21 protein-coding genes are annotated in these 21,668 nt (G+C 37.7%); 15 read left to right on the forward strand and 6 right to left on the reverse strand.

The features are described 5' to 3' along the window. Nucleotides 1–74: 74 nt before the first annotated feature. The 6 genes from A6E03_RS13480 (at nt 75) to A6E03_RS13505 (ending at nt 5,840) form a co-directional block, all read left to right on the forward strand. On the forward strand, nt 75–821 hold the full coding sequence (locus A6E03_RS13480; protein WP_065591792.1) for a sporulation protein: 747 nt from the start codon (nt 75–77) through the stop codon (nt 819–821). 223 nt (nt 822–1,044) lie between these two features. Further along, a complete protein-coding gene (gene thrS, locus A6E03_RS13485) occupies nt 1,045–2,973 on the forward strand; it encodes a threonine--tRNA ligase (RefSeq protein ID WP_065591793.1) in 1,929 nt (642 codons plus the stop codon). Between the two features lie 3 nt (nt 2,974–2,976). Beyond that, nucleotides 2,977–3,528, forward strand: coding sequence for a translation initiation factor IF-3 (gene infC, locus A6E03_RS19885; protein ID WP_083190274.1), 552 nt, complete (start codon nt 2,977–2,979; stop codon nt 3,526–3,528). Between the two features lie 107 nt (nt 3,529–3,635). After that, a complete protein-coding gene (gene rpmI, locus A6E03_RS13495) occupies nt 3,636–3,830 on the forward strand; it encodes a 50S ribosomal protein L35 (protein ID WP_065591795.1) in 195 nt (64 codons plus the stop codon). 40 nt (nt 3,831–3,870) lie between these two features. Then, nucleotides 3,871–4,224, forward strand: coding sequence for a 50S ribosomal protein L20 (gene rplT / locus A6E03_RS13500; RefSeq protein ID WP_012550351.1), 354 nt, complete (start codon nt 3,871–3,873; stop codon nt 4,222–4,224). A 287-nt stretch (nt 4,225–4,511) separates the two neighbouring features. Beyond that, nucleotides 4,512–5,840: a ferric reductase-like transmembrane domain-containing protein gene (locus A6E03_RS13505; RefSeq protein ID WP_255310641.1), complete on the forward strand. Its 1,329-nt coding sequence runs from the start codon at nt 4,512–4,514 to the stop codon at nt 5,838–5,840. A 96-nt stretch (nt 5,841–5,936) separates the two neighbouring features. Here A6E03_RS13505 and A6E03_RS13510 read toward each other — a convergent pair whose 3' ends face one another. Genes A6E03_RS13510 through A6E03_RS13535 form a run of 6 tightly spaced genes read right to left on the reverse strand, consistent with a single transcriptional unit; the run spans nt 5,937 to nt 10,455 of the window. Then, the gene (locus A6E03_RS13510) at nt 5,937–6,716 is read right to left on the reverse strand and encodes a heme ABC transporter ATP-binding protein (protein WP_065591796.1); all 780 of its coding nucleotides are present in this window, start codon (nt 6,714–6,716) and stop codon (nt 5,937–5,939) included. Next, on the reverse strand, nt 6,716–7,753 hold the full coding sequence (locus tag A6E03_RS13515) for an iron ABC transporter permease (RefSeq protein WP_065601044.1): 1,038 nt from the start codon (nt 7,751–7,753) through the stop codon (nt 6,716–6,718). The genes A6E03_RS13510 and A6E03_RS13515 overlap by 1 nt, the downstream gene beginning before the upstream one ends. A 12-nt stretch (nt 7,754–7,765) precedes the next feature. Beyond that, a complete protein-coding gene (locus A6E03_RS13520) occupies nt 7,766–8,563 on the reverse strand; it encodes a hemin ABC transporter substrate-binding protein (RefSeq protein ID WP_255310645.1) in 798 nt (265 codons plus the stop codon). Between the two features lie 47 nt (nt 8,564–8,610). Continuing rightward, the gene (locus A6E03_RS13525; protein ID WP_065591799.1) at nt 8,611–9,030 is read right to left on the reverse strand and encodes a biopolymer transporter ExbD; all 420 of its coding nucleotides are present in this window, start codon (nt 9,028–9,030) and stop codon (nt 8,611–8,613) included. Further along, on the reverse strand, nt 9,027–9,704 hold the full coding sequence (locus A6E03_RS13530; RefSeq protein WP_065601046.1) for a MotA/TolQ/ExbB proton channel family protein: 678 nt from the start codon (nt 9,702–9,704) through the stop codon (nt 9,027–9,029). The genes A6E03_RS13525 and A6E03_RS13530 overlap by 4 nt, the downstream gene beginning before the upstream one ends. A 16-nt stretch (nt 9,705–9,720) precedes the next feature. Continuing rightward, entirely contained in the window at nt 9,721–10,455 is a 735-nt protein-coding gene (locus A6E03_RS13535) for an energy transducer TonB (RefSeq protein ID WP_083201865.1), read from the reverse strand. 183 nt (nt 10,456–10,638) lie between these two features. On the opposite strand from A6E03_RS13535, the gene hutW reads away from it, so the two are divergent. The 9 genes from hutW to A6E03_RS13580 form a co-directional block, all read left to right on the forward strand. Next, complete coding sequence (gene hutW, locus A6E03_RS13540; protein ID WP_065591801.1) at nt 10,639–11,997, forward strand: heme anaerobic degradation radical SAM methyltransferase ChuW/HutW; 1,359 nt, start codon at nt 10,639–10,641, stop codon at nt 11,995–11,997. 30 nt (nt 11,998–12,027) lie between these two features. After that, on the forward strand, nt 12,028–12,519 hold the full coding sequence (hutX, locus tag A6E03_RS13545; RefSeq protein ID WP_255310642.1) for a heme utilization cystosolic carrier protein HutX: 492 nt from the start codon (nt 12,028–12,030) through the stop codon (nt 12,517–12,519). A 29-nt stretch (nt 12,520–12,548) separates the two neighbouring features. Continuing rightward, nucleotides 12,549–13,079: a heme utilization protein HutZ gene (gene hutZ / locus A6E03_RS13550; protein WP_065601047.1), complete on the forward strand. Its 531-nt coding sequence runs from the start codon at nt 12,549–12,551 to the stop codon at nt 13,077–13,079. A 288-nt stretch (nt 13,080–13,367) separates the two neighbouring features. Further along, complete coding sequence (tssI, locus tag A6E03_RS13555; protein WP_065601048.1) at nt 13,368–15,452, forward strand: type VI secretion system tip protein TssI/VgrG; 2,085 nt, start codon at nt 13,368–13,370, stop codon at nt 15,450–15,452. Further along, a complete protein-coding gene (locus A6E03_RS13560; protein ID WP_065601049.1) occupies nt 15,452–16,306 on the forward strand; it encodes a DUF4123 domain-containing protein in 855 nt (284 codons plus the stop codon). Before tssI ends, A6E03_RS13560 begins: the two co-directional genes overlap by 1 nt. Then, complete coding sequence (locus A6E03_RS13565) at nt 16,303–19,563, forward strand: T6SS effector BTH_I2691 family protein (protein WP_065601050.1); 3,261 nt, start codon at nt 16,303–16,305, stop codon at nt 19,561–19,563. The genes A6E03_RS13560 and A6E03_RS13565 overlap by 4 nt, the downstream gene beginning before the upstream one ends. Then, entirely contained in the window at nt 19,550–20,281 is a 732-nt protein-coding gene (locus A6E03_RS13570) for a hypothetical protein (RefSeq protein ID WP_065601051.1), read from the forward strand. Before A6E03_RS13565 ends, A6E03_RS13570 begins: the two co-directional genes overlap by 14 nt. A gap of 27 nt (nt 20,282–20,308) precedes the next feature. Beyond that, nucleotides 20,309–21,040, forward strand: a complete 732-nt coding sequence (locus tag A6E03_RS13575; RefSeq protein WP_065601052.1) for a hypothetical protein — start codon at nt 20,309–20,311, stop codon at nt 21,038–21,040. A gap of 27 nt (nt 21,041–21,067) precedes the next feature. Continuing rightward, a partial coding sequence (locus tag A6E03_RS13580; protein WP_065601053.1) for a hypothetical protein occupies nt 21,068–21,668 on the forward strand: 601 nt, incomplete at its 3' end.

Genomic DNA, 21,668 nt, shown 5'->3' on the forward strand with positions numbered 1-21,668 from the left:
TCCTATTAAAGTTTACGTAGAGAGTAATATCAGACAGAATTAAATAAGAATAAGCATATGAAAAGGACGAAAAGATGTTTAAAAAATTAAAGGCGTCATTAGGTATAGGTGCCGCAAAGGTAGATACCATTTTAGAAAACCCAGAATTATTTCAGGGTGATACTTTAATCGGTACTGTTCATATCCAAGGTGGCGATGTTGAACAGCAGATCGATGCAATTCACCTAAAACTCAATACAGAAGTTAAAGTAGAAAGTGATAACGGTACTAGCTATCAAACACTGACTTTGTTTCATACCCAAGCGGTGGATCCTTTTGTGATTCGAGTCGGGGAGAAGAAGGAAATACGATTCACAATTAAACTGCCTGATGAAACTCCTATTACAGCATTGAACGTTCGTAATAATCATTGTGATGTTTGGGTTGAAACTGTGTTAGATATTGATTTTGCAATTGACCCGACAGACCGTGATTTACTCGTAGTGAAACCGATGTCAGTTGCAGCCACTATTATTAATCAAATAGAACAAGCCGGTTTTGGCATGGTAAAAGCCGATGTTGAGAAGGGGTACCTTAATGGTGGTCATTTTAAATCGCATTCTGGTGGTTACCAAGAGATTGAGTTTAGAAGTAACGGATTTATCAATAAAAAAGAGATCGAACTGTCCTTTATTTTAGATGGCCAAGTACTTCATTGTTTAGCTGAAGTTGACCGTTCGATGGGGTTTAATCGTGGTGACCAATATGTGTCTTTTTCACTAAATACAAATGCTTCAAGCGCAGAAATACATAATGCAGTGCAAAAGATATTACGCGTATAGCTAACGTTTTTATTTTAAACATATTAAAAGAATCGACATCATTTTTGTGATCTCGATTCTTTTTTGCATTAGGTGATTAAGAGTCGTACAATGACCAACTTGTAAGTGTTCCCGACCTTTGTGTGGTTGATTGATCCTTACATCTTAGACAATCTATTATTTTAGACTTATTAATTTTTAGCATGTGTTGCTTCGTGTGCAACACCACTGTAAAGGATAAAACATGCCTGTAATTACTCTTCCAGACGGTTCTCAACGTCAATTCGATAATGCTGTTTCTACTATGGATGTTGCTGCTGACATCGGTCCAGGTCTTGCGAAAGCTTGTATCGCTGGTCGTGTTGATGGCGTTCGTGTTGATGCGTGTGATTTAATTGAAAATGACGCACAACTTGAAATCATCACAGCAAAAGATGAAGACGGTTTAGAAATCATTCGTCACTCTTGTGCGCACCTTTTAGGTCACGCAGTTAAGCAGCTTTTTCCAGAAGCTAAAATGGCGATTGGTCCAACTATCGATAACGGTTTCTACTACGATATCGATATGGAGCATTCTTTAACGCAAGAAGATCTTGATAAGATTGAAAAGCGTATGAAAGATCTTGCTAAAACCAAGTACCAAGTAATCAAGAAGAACGTAAGCTGGCAAGAAGCTCGCGATGCATTCGATGCTCGTGGCGAAACTTACAAAATTGAAATCCTTGACGAAAACGTATCTAAAGACGATCGTCCAGGCTTATACCACCATGAAGAATACATCGACATGTGTCGTGGTCCACACGTACCAAACATGAGCTTCTGCCAGAATTTCAAAATTCTAAGCGTTGCTGGTGCATACTGGCGTGGTAACAGCGACAACAAAATGCTGCAACGTATCTATGGTACGGCATTCCAAGATAAGAAATTGCTTAAAGCACATCTTATTCGCCTAGAAGAAGCAGCAAAGCGCGATCACCGTAAAATTGGTAAGCATCTTGATTTGTTCCATATGCAACAAGAAGCACCAGGTATGGTTTTCTGGCATCACAACGGGTGGACTATCTTCCGTGAGCTAGAAGTATTTGTTCGTGAAAAACTAACAGAATACGATTACCAAGAAGTAAAAGGTCCATTAATGATGGATCGCGTACTTTGGGAGCGTTCAGGTCACTGGGATAAATACGCAGAAGCGATGTTTACAACAAGCTCAGAGAACCGTGAATACGCTATTAAGCCAATGAACTGCCCAGGTCACGTTCAAATCTTTAACCAAGGTTTGAAGTCATACCGTGATTTACCACTGCGTATGGCTGAGTTCGGCTCATGTCATCGTAATGAACCATCAGGAGCGCTACACGGCATCATGCGTGTTCGTGGCTTCACTCAAGATGATGCTCATATCTTCTGTACAGAAGCACAAGTACAAGATGAAGTGAAATCATGTATTGAGATGGTTTACGATACATACACAACATTTGGTTTTGAAAACATCGTAGTTAAGCTATCTACACGTCCTGAACAACGTGTTGGTTCTGACGAAATGTGGGACAAAGCAGAGGCGGATTTAATCCTTGCTCTAGAGTCGATGGAAATCGCTTATGAGATTCAAGAGGGTGAAGGTGCGTTCTACGGACCGAAAATTGAATTTACTTTGCATGATTGTCTGGACCGTGCGTGGCAATGTGGTACAGTGCAGCTAGATTTTGCATTACCAGAGCGTTTAGGGGCAACTTACGTAGGTGAAGATAACGAACGTCACACACCAGTGATGATTCACCGCGCGATTTTAGGTTCACTTGAGCGCTTCATTGGTATCTTGATTGAAGACTACGCAGGCTTTTTCCCAACATGGTTGGCGCCAGAACAAGCAATTGTGATGGGCATTACAGACAAACAAGCTGATTATGTACAAGAAATTGCAAAAAAACTGCAAAAAAATGGATTTAGAGTCAAAGCGGACTTGAGAAATGAGAAGATTGGCTTTAAAATCAGGGAACATACTTTGAAACGTGTTCCGTATATGCTTGTTTGTGGTGACCAAGAAATGGAAGCCGGAGAAATTGCAGTACGTACACGTAAAGGTAAAGATTTGGGTAAATTTAAAATTGATGATTTTGTTGCATTCCTGCAGCAAGAAGTTAGTGCCCGAACGCTCAATACTGTGGAGGAATAAGGTATTAAAGGCGGAAAAAGAGCCCAACAGCCGGCTAAACAAAATGCTCATCGTCTAAACGGTGAAATTATTGGCGTTAAAGAAGTACGCCTTACAGGTCTAGATGGCGAGTCAGTTGGTGTCGTTTCACTAAATGAAGCGTTAGACGTTGCACTTGAAGCAGGTGTCGATCTAGTTGAAATCAGCCCGAATGCCGAGCCACCAGTCTGTCGTGTGATGGACTATGGTAAATTCCTCTTCGAAAAGGCTAAGGCTGCTAAAGAGCAGAAGAAAAAACAGAAACAGGTTCAAACTAAAGAAATTAAATTTAGACCTGGGACTGATATTGGAGACTATCAGGTAAAACTACGCAACCTGACTGGTTTCCTGGAAGAAGGCAACAAAGTGAAGGTAACAATTCGCTTCCGTGGCCGAGAGATGGCTCACCAAAACATCGGTGTTGACGTTCTTAATCGTTTGAAAGCGGATACTGAAGAATTTGCAGTAGTCGAATCATTTCCAACGAGAATTGAAGGTCGCCAGATGATTATGGTGTTAGCCCCTAAAAAGAAGTAATTTAGTGCATTCAAGTAGTAAAGTAGGGTAGCTGTTCGCAGTTGTCCTGTTTTATTCGCCTAATTACTATATGTTTAATCACGCAACAATGCGGAGTTATATTCATCATGCCTAAGATGAAATCAAACAAAGGTGCTTCTAAGCGTTTTAAGAAAACTGCTGGTGGTATCAAATTTAAGCACGCTACGAAACGTCACATCCTGACTAAACGTACTACTAAAAACAAGCGTCAGCTTCGTCCAAACTCTCTACTTCCTAAATGTGAAGTAGCAGCAGTTTTACGTATGCTTCCATACGCATAATTTTTAGTTAATTTATTATATTTAGTTTAGGAGAGACACAATGCCTCGCGTAAAACGTGGTGTACAAGCTCGTGCACGTCATAAGAAAGTACTGAAACAAGCTAAAGGTTATTACGGAGCACGTTCACGTGTTTATCGTGTAGCTTTCCAGGCAGTTACTAAAGCAGGACAATATGCTTACCGTGACCGTCGTAATAAAAAGCGTGTTTTCCGTCAACTTTGGATCGCTCGTATCAATGCTGCTGCTCGTCAGAACGGCCTATCTTACAGCCGTTTCATCAACGGTCTTAAGAAAGCATCTATTGAAATCGATCGTAAGATCCTAGCTGACATCGCTGTATTCGACAAAGTAGCATTCGCTGCTCTTGTTGCTAAGGCGAACGCTGCTCTTTAATTAGAACAGTTTCAAGGCTTTAAGACTAATTAAGGAGAGCACTAGCTCTCCTTTTTTTATGCCTGTAATATCTACCTATCTACCTATCTACCTATCTACCTATCTACCTATCTACCTATCTACCTATCATTCTTATGCCATATTCAGTTTGTAGCGGCTCATTTCATTTAGAACAGACTTAGGTGTAATGTCAGGTTTTGTAAAAGAGCGGCAGCAAATGTAAATCCACTTTTGATTTATTTATTAAAGCATATTATCTATGTAGTTAATTCACCTAATGAGTGTCGATGATGCGTAAATTTACGATTTTTCTTCTTTTACTATGGCTACCTTCTTTTGTGTCATCATTTTATGAACTTAATAATATGATGGACTTACGTAAGCAGCTTATTGTACTAACGGGCTTGTTAGGCTTTGCCTACATGGGGGCGGCAATAATTCTTTCTGCACGATTCAAATGGGTAGAAGGTGTAGTGAAAGGATTAGATAAAGGTTACGCACTGCATAAAAAATTAGGGATCTCAGCATTTATCACTCTAATTTTGCATTGGGCCGTTATCAAAAGTGCGCATTGGGCTGTTCAATTGGGTTTACTTATTCGTCCCTTGCATCAAGGAAAAGGGAAAGGCCAATTAATGTCAGGTGTTGATTGGGTATCAATGGCTGAAAAAGTCGGAGATATATCATTCAAGTTTTTCATTATTTTTACCATTATCAGTTTAGTCGAAAGGGTTAGTTACAAAAAATTTAAAGGGGTCCATAAAATTGGTGGAGTATTAATGTTGGCCGGTATTTTTCATACTCTTCTTTTGATCAACTGGGATCTTTCGTTAATACCGATGAATATCGCGATCATACTGATATCGATTATCTCAGTCTGGTGCGCATTCCTATCATTAACGGGTTCTATTGGTAAGAAAAATAAAATAAAAGGCGAAGTTATACGCGTTGATAAATTTAAGAGTGGATCAGATTCAACAATGGTAGCTCGTCTGCAAATTAAGCTTGAAAATTCATTACAATATAAAGAAGGTCAATTTGCTTATATTAACTTCCATGATGGTGAAGCTCCGCATCCGTTCTCTATCCTAAATTATGATGAAGATAGAAAATTGGTTGAATTTGGGATCAAAGATCTTGGTGATTACACCCATACATTAGTCAATGAGATAAACACAAGAACAAAAGTGACCGTTGAGGGGGGCTATGGCTACTTTCAGGTATCATCAGATGCGAATCAAGTATGGATAGGGGCAGGAATTGGCATTGTTCCACTACTTTCTCGACTATATTGGCTTCAAAAAACAGCGAATACAGGAAAAAATAAGATTAAAAAGATCCATCTATTCTATTGTGTAAACAATGAAAAAGAAGCGTTCTTCAATGCTGAAATTAAGGTGATACTACGTAGTATGGACTTTATTGAGTTACACCTTATTGAGTCAAATAAAGGAAATAGATTAACGTCTGAGCAGATTTTAAAGAGCATGGATAATAAAGCGTTTTCAGTTAGCTTTTGTGGCCCTGAAGGATTTGGTGTTAGCTTGAAAGACACATTAGTAAAAGCCGGTTTATCAGAAGCATCATTCCATAAAGAAATATTTAAAATGCGTTAAAGAATAAGTTGTCTGCAATTGAAAAGAAGAGCTGATAAGTGATGCGAGCTCTTCTTTTCATATTATTGGAATTGTTTTCTTATAAATGTTGAAGGTTTAAGCCGCATACACCACAGGAAAATCATACATTGGGTGCGCTTGTATTAACGTTTTATGCCCATATACATTTTCAATCATTCCTGTTGTTATCGTTTCCCAAGGGGCTCCATCAGCTTGCAGTTTCCCATCTTTTAATACAATCACTCTATCTGAGTATTGCGCGGCTAAATTCAAATCATGTAATACTACTACTACGGCTGCCCCTTCATTTGCTAATTCCCGCACTAAACGTAATGTATTATGTTGGTGAGATAAATCTAAAGCGGAGGTGGGTTCATCAAGCATGATAATCTTCTGTTGATGTTGACTTACTTGCGTTAGTACGCGTGCTAAATGAACACGTTGTTTTTCACCACCAGAGAGGGAAGGGTAGAGTCTTTCTGTTAAATGAAAGATCCCTGTTTTCTTCATCATAGATTGAGTGGTCTGTTTCAATGCTTTATTGGGAAGATCTAAAGGCAATCCACCAAGTTCAACCACTTCATCAACATTAAAAGAAAAAGATAAGCTACTCTGTTGTGGAAGAATACCAAGTTGCTGTGCTAACAACGTTTTATTCCAATCCTCTTTTCTCTTATTGAAATAGAGGATTTCATGGTTAGATTCGATTTCATTACATAGCATTTTCAATAACGTACTCTTTCCTGCGCCATTAGGCCCAAGTAAAGTGGTTACTTCACCGCAATGAAGATCTAAATTAATATCGTCTAAAATAATCTTATTATTTATCCGATAAGAGATATTTTTTGCTGAAATAGCAACAGACTTAGAGTGCATTAGAGCTTTCCCCTTTGAGTAAATAATAGATATAAAAAGAAAGGTGCACCAATAATCGCGGTAACAATACCGACAGGAAGTTCCGCGGGGCTTACCGCTACACGAGCAAACATATCGGCACAAGTGAGTAAAAGGCCACCTAAAAGAGCTGATAGAGGTAATAAGGTTTTATGATTTGGTCCTGCTATCATGCGACCGAGATGAGGAATAATAAGGCCTATAAACCCAATCATACCCGATAAGCTGACAGTGATCCCTACACCAATAGCACTTAAAATAATCATGCGTTTTTTTAATGATTGAACGTTAATCCCTAAATGTTTTGCTTCTGCTTCACCAAGTAACAATGCATTTAATCCTGATGCATTTTTCATAAAGAGAGATAGAAGAACAACAAGTCCAAAACTCGCTAATAATAAGTCAGGCCACCTTGCTCCCGCTAATGATCCCATTGACCATAAAGAGAGGTCGCGTAACATTTGGTCATCCGCAATAAAGTTTAAATAACCAATTCCTGCACCAGATAATGCACTAATAGCAACGCCAGCTAACAGCATTACTGTGATAGAGGTGCCAAACTTGCTAGTCCCTAAACTATAAACAATTAAAGTGGTAATCGCTCCTCCAAGAAAAGCAAAAACAGGCACTGCAGCAAAGTTTATGAATAGCGGGTATTTCTCCGAAATCGAAGAGAATAGAACGATCGCGGTTGCAGCACCAAGAGCGGCTCCTGCCGATACACCTATAATCCCAGGTTCAGCAAGTGGGTTACGAAATAACCCCTGCATTACAACGCCAGATATCGCTAAAATAGCCCCAACAAGCATGCATAATAACGTTCTAGGCAATCTAACTTGATGAATGATCAAATCAATATGAGCAGGAGTTTCAATACTAGACCAAGGTACTAAGCTGTTAAAGCTGTCACTTAAGCTAATATTCATTGGTCCTGTAGCAATAGAGCCCAGAGCAATAAAGGTAAGAAAAAAAGCACAAATGCTTAATAATTTTGAATAAGGAATGTATTTCAACAACATAATGAATTCATCCTATGGGTAAAGCAGAGTGTTAAGACGAGCAGCCTCATTAAGGGTCGCTAAACCTAGTCCACCAACGAGTGCAGAGCCATTAATCCCGATGATTTTCTTGTTGATACCTGCGGGAGTTGACGCCAAGGTAGGTATAGATTTAATTATGTTATCAATACCATCTAATTTTTCTAAACTGCGATCACTAACTAAAATTACATCGGGTTGCATAGAGATCATCGCTTCCATTGAGAGAGGCTTGAAAGAGGACATTAATTGTTGGGCTGGATTGATACCACCAGCCAGACTGATCATTTCGTCCATCGTAGTATCACTGCCTGCCACATAAGGTGCTCGGCCTTCATGTAACAATAAATAGAGCACTTTTTTTTGTTTATCTTTGTTTGGGATATTGCTTTTTAACTGCGCGACTTTTTTCTTAACACTATCTTTAATTTTTTGAGCTTGTTCTTGATGTTGAGTAATCGCTGCAATTTCATCAATACGTTCTAATAAGCCTTGGATCGTTGGTTTGGTATTTACCACACTGACTTTAATATTAGACTGAACAAGTAAATCTAATGTTGTCTTTGGCCCCATCTCATCAGAGCCAATAATTTGAGTTGGCTGTAATGCTAATAGACCTTCAGTTGATAATTGGCGATGGTAGCCAATTTTAGGTAATTGAGCCGCTTGTGGAATTTTGCTAGTAACATCAACGGCAACAAGAGATTCTTGAGCATTTAACGCATAAATTAACTCAGTCACAGCACTGCCAGCACTGATGATTCGTTCTTGTGCAAAGGTTATTGAAGGCATTGAGGAAATGATGAAAGTAAGTAAAGCTGAAGTCAGTTTTAATTTGTTCATGATTTATTTTCGTCCATTAAAATTTGAGTTGCTTTGATATCATTGTTTTGTAGAAAGGCGAGTAGTTTAACCATGTGTTGGATTTCCGCTGATTTGTCAGAGGCGATAACAACTTGAAAGTCCGGTTTTTGTTTTACTTGAATTAATAAGCTTTGTGTAAAACTCTCCCAAGAAGAGTAGGACTTTCCATCTAATCCCCAATAAGGTGCATTTTCTAAAATATTTACGGTAAGAGATTTACTATCTACATCTGATACCGCCTCCGTTTCAGCGCTAGGTAAACTAACTTCAAGCGATTGAAGCTTTACTGTGGCTGTTAATAGAAGAAATACCATCACAATAAAAATAATATCTAATAAAGGGGTTAAGTCGGGTTGAAATGACTCAGAAGAAGTCTCGTTAGCCAGCTTTATCATACGATCACCTCTTTATTTACTGAATTTTCTTCTACTTTTTCGTTTGTAGTGAATACACCCTCGACCCATAAATTAGTGTAATTTAATGAATGTTCTAAGCGAGTAAAAATACGATCTGCCCATAACCCTAATAATTGAGCACTTGAAATAGCGGGTAGGGCAATAATTAAACCGATGGCAGTTGTTCGCATAGCAAGTCCCAGTCCATCTGCAAGTATGTTCGGGGTAATAGAGCCTGTGGTTGCCGCAACATCTTTGAACATATCAATAAGTCCAAGAACTGTCCCTAACAAGCCAAATAATGGACTAATCATGCCAATTAATGAGAGTAGACGAAGTCCTGAACGAAGTTGATATCGTTTTTCTTGTAGCCATAACCCGGCAACATCTTCACGCAGCGTTTTCGCAAAGTTACGGTGGGCAAGTAACATGGCGTTACCTTTGGCTGATAAAGCTCTTCGGTGTTTTAGAGAGGTAATTAATGTTTCTATTCCGTGATCATTATTTTTATCTAATTGCGCTAGTGATTGTTTGATTGAACGGTGAGAGCAACCAGAAAATAATAGCAGTTGAATAGATCGTTCAATTAATAACGCTAAGGTAATTAAAGAACAGCATAATAACGGTAAGGCCATCAGACCTAATTGAGAGTATAAATGAGAAAAATTGAGCATGTTAATGTCCATACAACTAGTTTAGTGAAAATCGAACAGGGATCTGAACGCGATGAGCGATAGCCTGACCATTAATAATTTGTGGTGAAAATTTCCAATCACGTATAGCGTTAAGAGCCGCTTCATCAAGAACGCTTGCTCCAGATGAAGTAATTAATTCTTGTTTAATTTGCTTTCCTTTTTCATTAAGCCAAATCTCATATAGAGCGGTTCCTTCAACACCTTTACGCTGTGCAATTCGAGGGTAACGAGGAGCGCTAGGACGCTTTAGAAAACTTGGTTTCTGAATTAACTGTGGTTTCTCTGTTGCTCCTGATTTTGATGCAACAGGTTTTGCGGTACTGTCTGTTTTAGCAATGTCTTGCTTTGTTTTTGATTCTTTAGCGATTGTTTTCGATTTAGCCTGTTCTACTGTCGGTTTCGGTTGTGTCTTGATTGGTGCTTGAGGTTTACTTGGCTTTATTTTTGACGGCTTTTTTGTATGTTCTATTTTCTTAGTGATTGGTTTTTTGGGCTTAACCGTTTCCATTTTTTTTTCCAGAGCTTCGGTTTTGATTTCTTCTTTGTGTGGCTCGGTCTTTTTAACTGAAGACATTGCTGGTGCGCTAGGAGCAACAAGCTGAATGTTCACTTGTGAGGATTGGCTTCCAGTAGGCATAGCAAATGCTTTCTTTTCTGGCACAGACCAAAGAAGAATGGTGTGAACAGCTAAAGAAAATCCAACGGCAGCAAGGTAACGAAAGTTCAGCACGAATAACTCCATATCAAATTTATACCAAGCAAAATTGGTAACAGAACATCAAAAGATAGGGATTATTATAAACGGAATAGAAATGAGATCAATTATCAATTGCATTATCATTTAAAAATAATTTATGATGTAAAAAGAAACGAAGCTCTTAGCGGTAAAGAGTAGAGAAGTAGAATTGAAATCATGAATAAACAGATAAATTTACATCAGCTACCCACATCAATCTTAGGTGAAAGCACACCAGAACCTTTGCTTTATGCTTTTCAAAGAAAATCATCAGCTCATGCTGGGGGAGGTTCAGTTCCGATTAATCAGGCACATTTTACAGAGCGTTTTGATAAGGCTTTGTCAGAAACAGCAGAATTAAGTAATCACCGTTGCTTATATATACATATCCCTTTTTGTCGTGTGCGTTGTACATATTGTAATTTCTTCCAACACGCTTCAAGTAAAAGTCTAGTTGCAGATTATTTTGATGCATTGATGATTGAGTTGAAATGGAAAGCGAAATTAGCTTGGACACAAGCTGCACCATTTCACGCGGTCTATATTGGTGGAGGAACGCCAACGGATCTGAGTGCGGATCAAATTGAAAAACTAGGTAAAGCTATTCGTCATTATTTTCCTTTAGTAACAGATTGTGAAATTACCCTAGAAGGGCGTATTAATCGATTTGATGAAGAGATGTTTGATAAATCACTTGAAGGTGGGTTCAATCGATTCTCTTTTGGCGTACAGAGCTTTAATACCAAAGTTAGACGTTCAGCCAAACGTTTAGATGACAAAGAGTACGTACTACGAAGAATTCAAGAGCTTAGTAAAGCTAACCAAGCTCCAATTGTAGTTGATCTCCTCTATGGCTTGCCATATCAAACTGCTGAGATATGGCAGCAGGATCTAAATGACTTCTTAGAAACAGGGGCCCATGGTGTTGATCTGTATCAGCTGATTGAGATGGGCGGGACACCAATGCAAGGGATGATTGAAAACGGAAAATTACCACAACCCGCTTCGACAGAAGAAAAAGCGTATATGTACCAATATGGTGTTGATTTCATGAAAAAACATCACCTACATAGATTAAGTGTAAATCATTGGGCAAGAGACAACAGAGAGCGCAGTATTTATAACAGTTTAGCTAAAACAACGGCTGAAGTTTTGCCTGTTGGTTGTGGTGCCGGTGGTAATGTTGGCGGTGTTGGTATCATGCAGCATCGAACGCTTAACAGTTATATAGACTCAATTAATAGCAATCAAATGCCTATCGCAATGATGACGCAATCAGCAACTTCGGCAGGTCTGTTTTCAATGATAAAGGCGGGGTTTGATCGTGGTGTTCTATCGCGTCAGCTATTACTACCGCATTCATCTCAAGATATTTTTCACTATCTAATGCCCTTATTCCAACATTGGCAAAATAATGGTCTTGTGATCGTAAACAATGACTATTTAAGTTTGACGTTAGCTGGCGAATTTTGGGCGGTAACTTTGGCTCAAGGTGCTATATCAGCGCTGTCCCAAGTAAATGAAAAAGCAGCTTAATCACAATTAATGAAATATAGAGAATGAATCGTGAATAAAGAAATTATGGAAATCCTAAATAAAGACCCATCGCTTCTACCAAGTGATATTGCAAAAAAATTAAATTTATCAGAATTTGATGTCGTGAAATCTTTACCTGAAACCATGGTTACGTTAATTGATGGCGTAAAAGCTCAAGAGATCTTAGAGGGCCTTGTTGGCTTTGGCGATGTTACCACTATTGTACGTTTATTTGGTTCAATTTTTGAGGTGAAAGCACCGTTTCCAAAAGGAAAGATTGCTCATGGTTACTACAATTTAATGGGGCGTAATGGTGAGTTACATGGTCACTTAAATCTAGAGTTAATGCATGATATCGCTTTAGTTAGTAAGCCGTTTAGAGGTTCAGAAAGCCACTACTTTGGTTTCTTTGATCAAGACGGTCATTCGATTTTTAAAATTTATTTAGGCAGGGATAAAAAGCGTCAACTGCTTCCTGAACAAGTTAGTGCTTTTAATGTCTTAAAACAAGAATATAAATAAGTCAGAATATAATTTAAAAGGAAATAAAAATGAGCTCAGCAGTTAAACAAGAAAGATTACAAAATCGTCTTGGTCCTGAAATTCAAGAGTTTCGTGATTCACGTAAAACCCTTCAATTAGCAACCGTAGATTGTGAGGGGAAGCCAAACGTAAGCTATGCGCCCTTTGTTTTATTAGACGATGGTTACTATATATTGATTTCAGAAATTGCACGTCACGCAAGGAATCTTCTGCAAAACCCTGATGCATCATTAATGCTCGTAGAAGATGAAGATACGTCAAAACAATTATTTGCGCGTAAACGTCTTACCTTCGATGCGACGGCCATATTAGTTACTCGTGATGAAGATAAGTGGGGAAAGGCAGTTGCACAAATGAAAGAACGCTTTGGCGATATTATCGATGGCTTGAGTTCATTAGAAGATTTTAAAATGTTTCGATTAAAACCAATCCAAGGTTTATTTGTAAAAGGATTTGGTCAAGCATTTCAAGTGAGTGGTGATGATCTTGTGGATTTTGTTCACTTAGAAGAAGGTCATAAGAAGCGAGAAACTGCCTAGTTTTAACGCAAATTTGATTGTTTAACCAGTAAAGCCAAGCGAATTGATAGCTTGGCTTTTTTATAATCAATACAGATACATCCCTATATATCCTACCGGTATAATTACCGTATATAAATCCAATTAAATTGGCACGATTTTTAGTTTGATTGATTTTCAAGCGTGAAAGTGCCGTTGATCGCATAATCTTTAACCAAAATAGGCATCTTGTTTTTTACTGATATTATCTGTTCTTAATTACAATAAGTTATTGATTAATTAGTTATTTAAATTAAATTCGGAATGTATATGCAGGATGCAAATCAAACTCAATTTGGACTTGATGTAACAACAATAGAATTACCACTTCAAGTATATGAATTTTCAGGTGAAGAAATATTAGGAGATAACTACCAGTTTGATATTACGTTTGTGTGTGAAGATCCTGATTTAGAATTAGCACAGTGGCTACAGCTGCCAGCTAGATTAACTATTCAACATTTTAATCAAGAGGCTCCTGAAAATACGAATCGTTATGTACATGGTATTATTGAATCGATAGAGCAATTGAGTTCCTCTTTTCGTCTTAGTACTTATAGATTAACTCTAGTACCTATTTTTAGCTTATTAAATTATCGAAAGAATTTTCAAATTTTCCAACAGAAATCTATTCCAGACATTATCTCAGATATTTACCGACAAGCAGGAATTCTGAGTCATCACTTTACTCTTGAATTATACAATACACACGAGCTTCGAGAATATTGTGTGCAATACGGGGAATCTGACGATCAGTTTATTTCACGAATAATGGCAGAGGAAGGACTTGTTTCTTATTTTGAACATACTGCGCTTGGATCTAAATTAATTATTTCAGATGGAAAAGAAACGTATACCGCTTTAGCACCGTTATCAGTAGTGACAGACAGTGGAATGGCTCAAGAAGGGGATACTATCCATTCCCTAAAAGTAAAACATCAAATTCAAAGTGGTAAAGCGTCAGTTAAAGATTATCTCTTTACTCACCCAACCCAACATATTGTCGGTCAAGTACAGCATGAAGAAAAAGAGAATCAAAGTAGTGATATTGCATTAGAGCATTATCAATATCCAGCAAATCAACCGAACAATCCAACAGCAAAACAACAAGCACAGTTAAACTTAGAACAACGTCGAATTAAAGCAATGGAATTAGTTGGTTGCAGTAATAGTGCTCAGCTTGCAGTAGGGTATTTTCAGCCAATACATAATGCGTCTAATCCTGATTGGAACATCAATTGGCTAGTAACTAAAGTTGTGCATTCAGGTATACAGCCTCAAGTAATGGAAGAACTTGCGGATGGTGGTTCGAGTTACGAGTGTGATTTTACAGCTGCCCCTTGGTTTGTTCCGTATAAATTAGCGAGTGTTAAAAAACCATACATTCGTAACATAGATACAGCGATAGTGACGGGGCCAGAAAGTGAAGAGATTTATTGTGATGAATATGGCCGTGTAAAAGTGCAATTTCATTGGGATAGAAATGGGCAAGCCGATGAGAAAACAAGTTGTTGGCTTCGTACTTCACAAGGTTGGGCTGGTAATCAATATGGCCAATTTGTACTGCCAAGAATAGGACACGAAGTGATCGTTAGTTTCATTCACGGTGATCCCGACAAACCCATCATTACAGGTTCACTATATAACGGGAATAATAAACCGCCATATACACTGCCAGAGCATAAAACACGCAGCACATTTAAAACATCAAGTTCAATTGGCGCGGATAATTTTAATGAATTACGTTTTGAAGATAAAAAAGAGTCAGAGCAGGTTTATATTCATGCCGCTAAAGACATGGATAGCCAAATTCAAAACAATCGCACTAGCGAGGTATTTAATGACGATCATTCGGTTGTTCATCATGATCATTTTCATCAAGTAATTAAAGATAATCACCTGACTGTTCTATTAGATAATTTAAGCTCAATTAAAGGTGATGCACACAAGCAAGTATCAGGCTCTATTCAACAAAAAATCCAAGGAAGTCGGCTTGAACAAATAGGCACCGAGTTACACATTAAGGTGGGTAATAAAGCAGTACTTGATGCAGGTAGTGAACTGACCATCACCACGGGCAGTAGCACAATGAAGTTAGATTCTGGTGGTATTCATCTGCTTGGCGCCGCGATTGATCTAAACAAAGGCGGCAGCGCAGGAAGCGGCAGTGGGTATGCGGGTATTACAGCAATCCAACCTGTCATGAAGCAGGCTGAAGCTGCAGGCAGTGTGGCTGAAACCGCAACGGCCTCTGAATATACCAGAAGTAAAATTAACGCCGATCATCAGATAGAAGCACTAAAAACATCGGATCCCGTTTGTGAGGAGTGTGAGCAAGAGCAGGGGCAAGAATAATGGAAACAGAGTGCTTTGATTCTCTGAATATTGACGACTTCACCTCTTTCTATTTGATGCTAGACACAAGTCAGAGTGTTGACGTATTAAAACAATTGTATCAATTGGACACGGTGATTGAGCAAGAACCTCTTTATTTGTATGAGCCTTGGGATGATATGATATCTGTCTCTCCTTATTTGGTAAAAGCAACGCCTGTTATTGCACAATGGTTTGAAAGCCAACGTGGTCAGCTAGACGGTTTCTTATTCAGTTCACCATTAGAACTAGAAAGCCTTGCAGAGCATTTAAGAAGTGTGATTAAGGTTCTGTCGCCTTACGGTTCATCCATCATATTGAAATCCGCGCATTCAGGGTGTGCCAATGTTCTATTCTCAACAGGAACAGATTGGTATTGGCAGCATATTGAAGAAGTATGGCTTCCATATAAAAAAGGATGGCTCCATTATCTATCGCCTTGCATTGAGGTGAAAAGCGTCAAACCTTATCGTTTAACGGATGAACAATGGCAAGCGTTAGGAGAGTTAGCGACTGAAAATGCCTATGCCTATGCACTTAATCATGTGGAGTATTTCTTCCCACATTGTTTAGTGGGCGTGACAGATAAAAAAAAATGGATTCAATATTGGATTGATGCTGCTTATAGCAGAGGATTTCAAAATGAGACTGACGTCTGTCTATTTATGAATGTGATGGGCTATTTAGGAAAAGAAGCGATCACAACCGATAAATACCCAAAAATCACCGAATTGATCTATCAAACATCGCAGCAAACCCCAGAACAAAGAATCAAACAAGCGGCGGATTTAGCCTATCAATATCGTCACTCTATGCAAAAGGATGTACAGGAATGAGCGAAGCAAACAATGCGGCCATGTGTGGCAGTAAAAAAGACATGAAAAACCCAGCAGGGGCTTGTCCTGTAAAGTTTGGTGTTATTGATATCATTCCGGTTCGTTATGCGATTGATGATATGGATGATGAAGAGAAAGAACAGAAACACCCATTACTTGATACCCATAAAGGGAACGGTTTTTTTGATGTTGCTCATTCAAAATATACATTAAGACAATTAAGAGACGGTTGGCTTTACGTTTATAGCAATAAAGATAAAACCTTTCATGAATATCAGGTGAAAGGCTCTCAATTCATTAAGATTGACTGGGGCTCAAATGAAGCCGATAAAGCACCAGAAGAGAGAGGGCAAGCAGGAGAGGCTAAAAGCTGTTTGTCTTACTCTAAGAATGACACGGTAACGATATCATTTTCTCACCAACGTTGGACATGGCGCTTATGTGAGCACATGCGATCAAATACTCAGTGTCGAAACGAATGGATGCGAACTGTCGACTTAAAAACCTATTCAAACACATTAGAAATAGAACACGGTGGTGGCATGCGTGATTTTGTTCATGCTGTTGCTGATATTGGAACTCCCAAACCCTCCGATGTCTTGTTTGAAAAAACATGTTCCCCATTAAAAGACGATGATCCCTCTGATGATGAGTTTCATCTCGCTACCCATAAGAAAACCGTATTAGAAACCGATTATCAATGCGATTTACTAGAAAAGAATAGCGCTTTGTATATCGCACTGGATGATCAGTTGGCTGATATAACGGATCTGTTTTTGAAGTTGTCAGAAACATACGTTCGTATTGTTGAACTACAAGGAACAGAGGAGGATGAGTACAAAGCTCAAATGGCTGAATTAACACGATCTTTAGCAAGGGTAACATTTAGTGATGATCAACTTCCTGAAAATATTAAATCAGATCCAATTGAACGGTTAAAACTAGAAATAGAGATAAATGAGTATTTATACCAAGAGCAAAATGTCCAACAATCTTCAGCATCTTATGAATATCATGTTGGCGAAGGGGTAGAAAATACCTCATGGTATGAGGCGTTAGAAGCGAAAAAACAAGCCATAAAAGAGCGGTTTAATTTTGAAATTAAAAAGGACCATACTTCTCAGTGGAAAAAGCAATATCGAAATTTTGATGAAATTCGATGGAATGAATTGAATGAATATCTATTTGAAAAATATGACAAATTATCAGAAGTAGAAACATTAAACAGTAAGTTAATTTATCAGCATAAAGAGGTAACAGATGCCATTGAGCAGATGGGTATCGATCCTATGTATTTCGGGATTGATAATCAAACAGAGGTTGGTCAACGTTATTTATCTGAGTTATTTTCACCAATAACCGTCGAGCTTGTTCAATCTGGTTTTAATGTTCCTGAGATTAAGCATTATTTAGAAAAAATGTTAGATCTGAGTAAACCAAACAATCTATTAGCATTAGCCCCATTTGCTTACTCAAAAGAAGTGGTGGATGAGTTAACCACTTACTCTGAAGGTGGCGCTGCACTTAATATGAGCAGTCCGAGCGACATGATCGCATTGCATACTCGATTATCAGAATTCGATACATTAACAGGTGACGTAAGAATTCAAGATTCTGATTGGTACAAGCTGCTTCATATCGATATTAAAGCCGTGTTTGCCGCATTTATTGCAAGTAATAAAGCCAATCCGATACTGCAATTTCGACCTTCGATGGAGATGCTCAATGCAATCCAACCTCGTGTTAATCAATTCAGTGCACTTAGCTTTATGGCTCGCTTCAGAGTACTCATCATGGAAAATTTAGCAGATAGCAGTTTTATTGTTTCTGTAAATCCTAATTACCCTAAAGAACTGGCGGCATTTAATAAAAAATATGATCAGTTTTTACTATCTAACAGCAAAACAATGGCTGCAATTATTCGGAAAGAACAATTTGCAGCGGTTCTAGTCCAAAAAGCCTCTGAATTTATTTCAGAGAACATGCCTCAAATGCTTAAGGTTTCGCAAAATGGATCAATGTTAAATATAAAAGGAGCAATCAGCAAAGGCGTGGCAGAGAGTTGGGCTGCTTATAAGAATACAAAGGCAGATCTTGTTAGTTTTTCTGAAAGAAAGTGGAAAGGGTCTGCAAGTTGGAATGGTGTTGTTGCAGCATTAAATATTTGGAATTCAATAACCGTTTTTTCAAATTTACTTCAAAGAAACCAAGAGAGTAAGACGACAGAGGAATATAAATCAGTCGCCGCAGAGGTTGTTTATACGGCTTCTTGGACTGTAAATGCGTGCGCTTTGGTATCAAGAGATGCCTCATGGGTTGAGGTGATGAAAGATAAGGATTTATTGAATGAAAGAAGAAAGCAAGCTTTAAAAACAAATAAAAAACTCATTACTAAATTCGTTAATCTAACTCGATTAGTGGCTGTTACTGGGTTAATCGCCAGTGTATCTGAAATTTATTATGTCTATAAGCGGTTAGATAGTCCTCTTTTATCAAAAGAGGAAGTGCTAGCTGAAAAATTAAAGGTAATTTCGTTAATTGGGCAAGCCGGTATTTTTACAACGCAACTAATTTCATGTTTTATGAATGGATCAATAGGCGCTATTTTTGCCCCTTGGATGGTTATTTGGTTAAGTGTATTTGGTATTGCTTATATTGCAGCAACTGTATTCATTAATATGTTTAAACGAACCGATATGGAGTTGTGGTTAGTACAATCTATATGGGGAGTAAAGACGGCTAAGTGGTCACCAGAAATTGAACTAGTTAACTTGCAAAACATATTAAATAAACCAGTAGTCCAGATAGACACTAGAATAGTTAGAACGTATCAGTCAAGCTCTGATTCAGACAAACAATGGAGGTTAACGATTGAGTTACCTGATTACTTATCCGATAAATGGTTTGGAATTAAAGTAATTAAAAGCGCATCTAAAAAAACAATAAGACATTATAATTTCATTGGAAGTAATGAGGTCAACCAATCAGAAGTAGAAGTCAATTTAATTAAAGTAAATAATGATAATAATTGTTATGAAATGAAAATTAAACGGAGCCATTCAGAAGATATTTCTAATATAACCATTTATTTAGATATTTTAGCTAATAGAACGCCTCATGTTATTTCTTATTCAGGATTTCAAGGTGGTAGTGGGGGTATAAAGCTAAATGTAAATAAGATTAGTTCATTTAATGATTATTCAAAAAAGGCAAATTTAGGTATGGAGATTGTGAGGCTAAATAATGCTAACTCATAACGATATAGATAATAACGATAAAATAGAAACCATGAGAAAGGCCTTATACAACGAAGAAGTACTCTATGATTATGAAACCATAGAGCATCAATATTTGGGGTATTTTGTGGCATTGTTATGTTCATTATTTATTGTTTGGATGTCATATGATTCTAGTCATGATGGGCTTGATGGTGGGGAGATTATTATTTACGTAGGAGGTGGTCTTTTACTTAATTTGGTTTTTATTTTTTTTGCATCCGCCGACATAAAGCGGATTTACAAATTTACTAAAAATGGAATATTAACTGAGCAGGCAGATGTTGTGCCTGAGTATGCTTATCAATGCATACGAATGATAGGTCGAGTGGGCGTTGTTGTATGTTTGATTGCCGTTGTTTTTGTTGGTCCTATGGCGTTCATTGGAGCAGGGGCCAGTGCGTTACTCTCATTTAAACTGGTCAACTTTAGATTGAAACCTATGTTTTTTGAAACTTTGTATTTTGATGAAACGGTATTAATTAAAGCTTCGGATGTAAGTTATATATCAGTGATACCTAATGGGAAAATATCAGCTTCTAGAATGGGCTTTTTTTGTAATAAAGAAAATGTAGATGATATTTTTAATACCTTAAGGGAGTTCTATCCAAATGGTCATTTTTATGAAGTAGAGGAAGAAGATGATATTTATGAACATGAAAAATTTAAAGAGTTCTTACATCCAATGGATCAGGATTGATGTGACATTGCAGGATACGGTTAAATAATGCTAACTCATAAAGATATAGACAATAACGATAAAATAGAAGCCATGAGAATGGCCTTGTACAACGAAGAAGTACTCTATGAGTATGAAACCATAGAGCACCAATATTTGGGGTATTTTGCGGCAGCCGGTTTTTTCAGTGTGATGCTTTGGTTTTTATATGATTTTAGTGATGATGGAATAGACGCAGGTGAAGCCATTATATTTGGTGGTGGCGGAACCATAATGACACTATTTTTTATTTTTTTTGGTTCAGCAGACATAAAGCGGATTTACAAATTCACTAAAAACGGAATATTAACCGAGCAGGCAGATGTTGTGCCAGAGTATGCATATCAATGTATACGAATAATAGGTCGAGTGGGTGTCGTTGTATGTTTGATTGCCGTTGTTTTTATTGGTCCTATGGCGTTCATTGGAGCAGGGGCGAGTGCGTTACTCTCATTCAAACTGATTAACTTTAGGTTGAAACCTATGATGTTTGAAACGTTGTATTTTGATGAGTCAGTGATAATAAAGTCTTCAAAAGCAAATTATGTATCAATACTTCCCAATGCAGATTTATTAGTTTCAGGGAATGGTTTTATCAGTAATGGTAAAAACATTAATGAAATTTTCAATACCTTGAGGGATTTTTATCCAAATGGTCATTTTTATGAGGTAGAGGAAGAAGATAATATTTATTCCCATTATAAATATAAAGAGTTCTTACATCCAATGGATCAAGATTGATGTGACATTGCAAGGATGCGTTAAATAATGCTAACTCATAAAGACATAGACAATAACGATAAAATAGAAACCATGAGAATGGCCTTATACAACGAAGAAGTGCTTTATGAGTATGAAACCATAGAGCACCAATATTTGGGGTATTTTGCTGGTATTGGTTTTTTTAGTGTTATGAGTTGGATGTTATATGACTTTAGTCAAGATATGCTTGATACCGGTGGTATTGTTGCATTTAGTTTACTCACCATTTTCATGACATTGTTTTTTATTTTTTTTGGTTCAGCAGACATAAAGCGGATTTACAAGTTCACTAAAAACGGAATATTAACTGAGCAAGCAGATGTGGTACCTGAGTATGCATATAAATGTATACGAATGATAGGTCGAGTGGGGGTCGTTGTATGTTTGATTGCAGTTGTTTTTGTTGGCCCTATGGCGTTTGTTGGAGCTGGAGCGAGTGCATTACTCTCATTCAAACTGGTTAACTTTAGATTAAAACCTATGTTGTTTGAAAGTTTGTATTTTGATGAGTCAGTGATATTTAAAACAAGCAAAGAAAATTATATTGATATTACAGCAAATACCAATGATACCTGCTCTTCGATGGGTTTTTTTTGTAATAAAGATA

It is taken from the genome of Aliivibrio sp. 1S128 (assembly GCF_001691065.1).
Classification (GTDB): Bacteria; Pseudomonadota; Gammaproteobacteria; order Enterobacterales; family Vibrionaceae; genus Aliivibrio.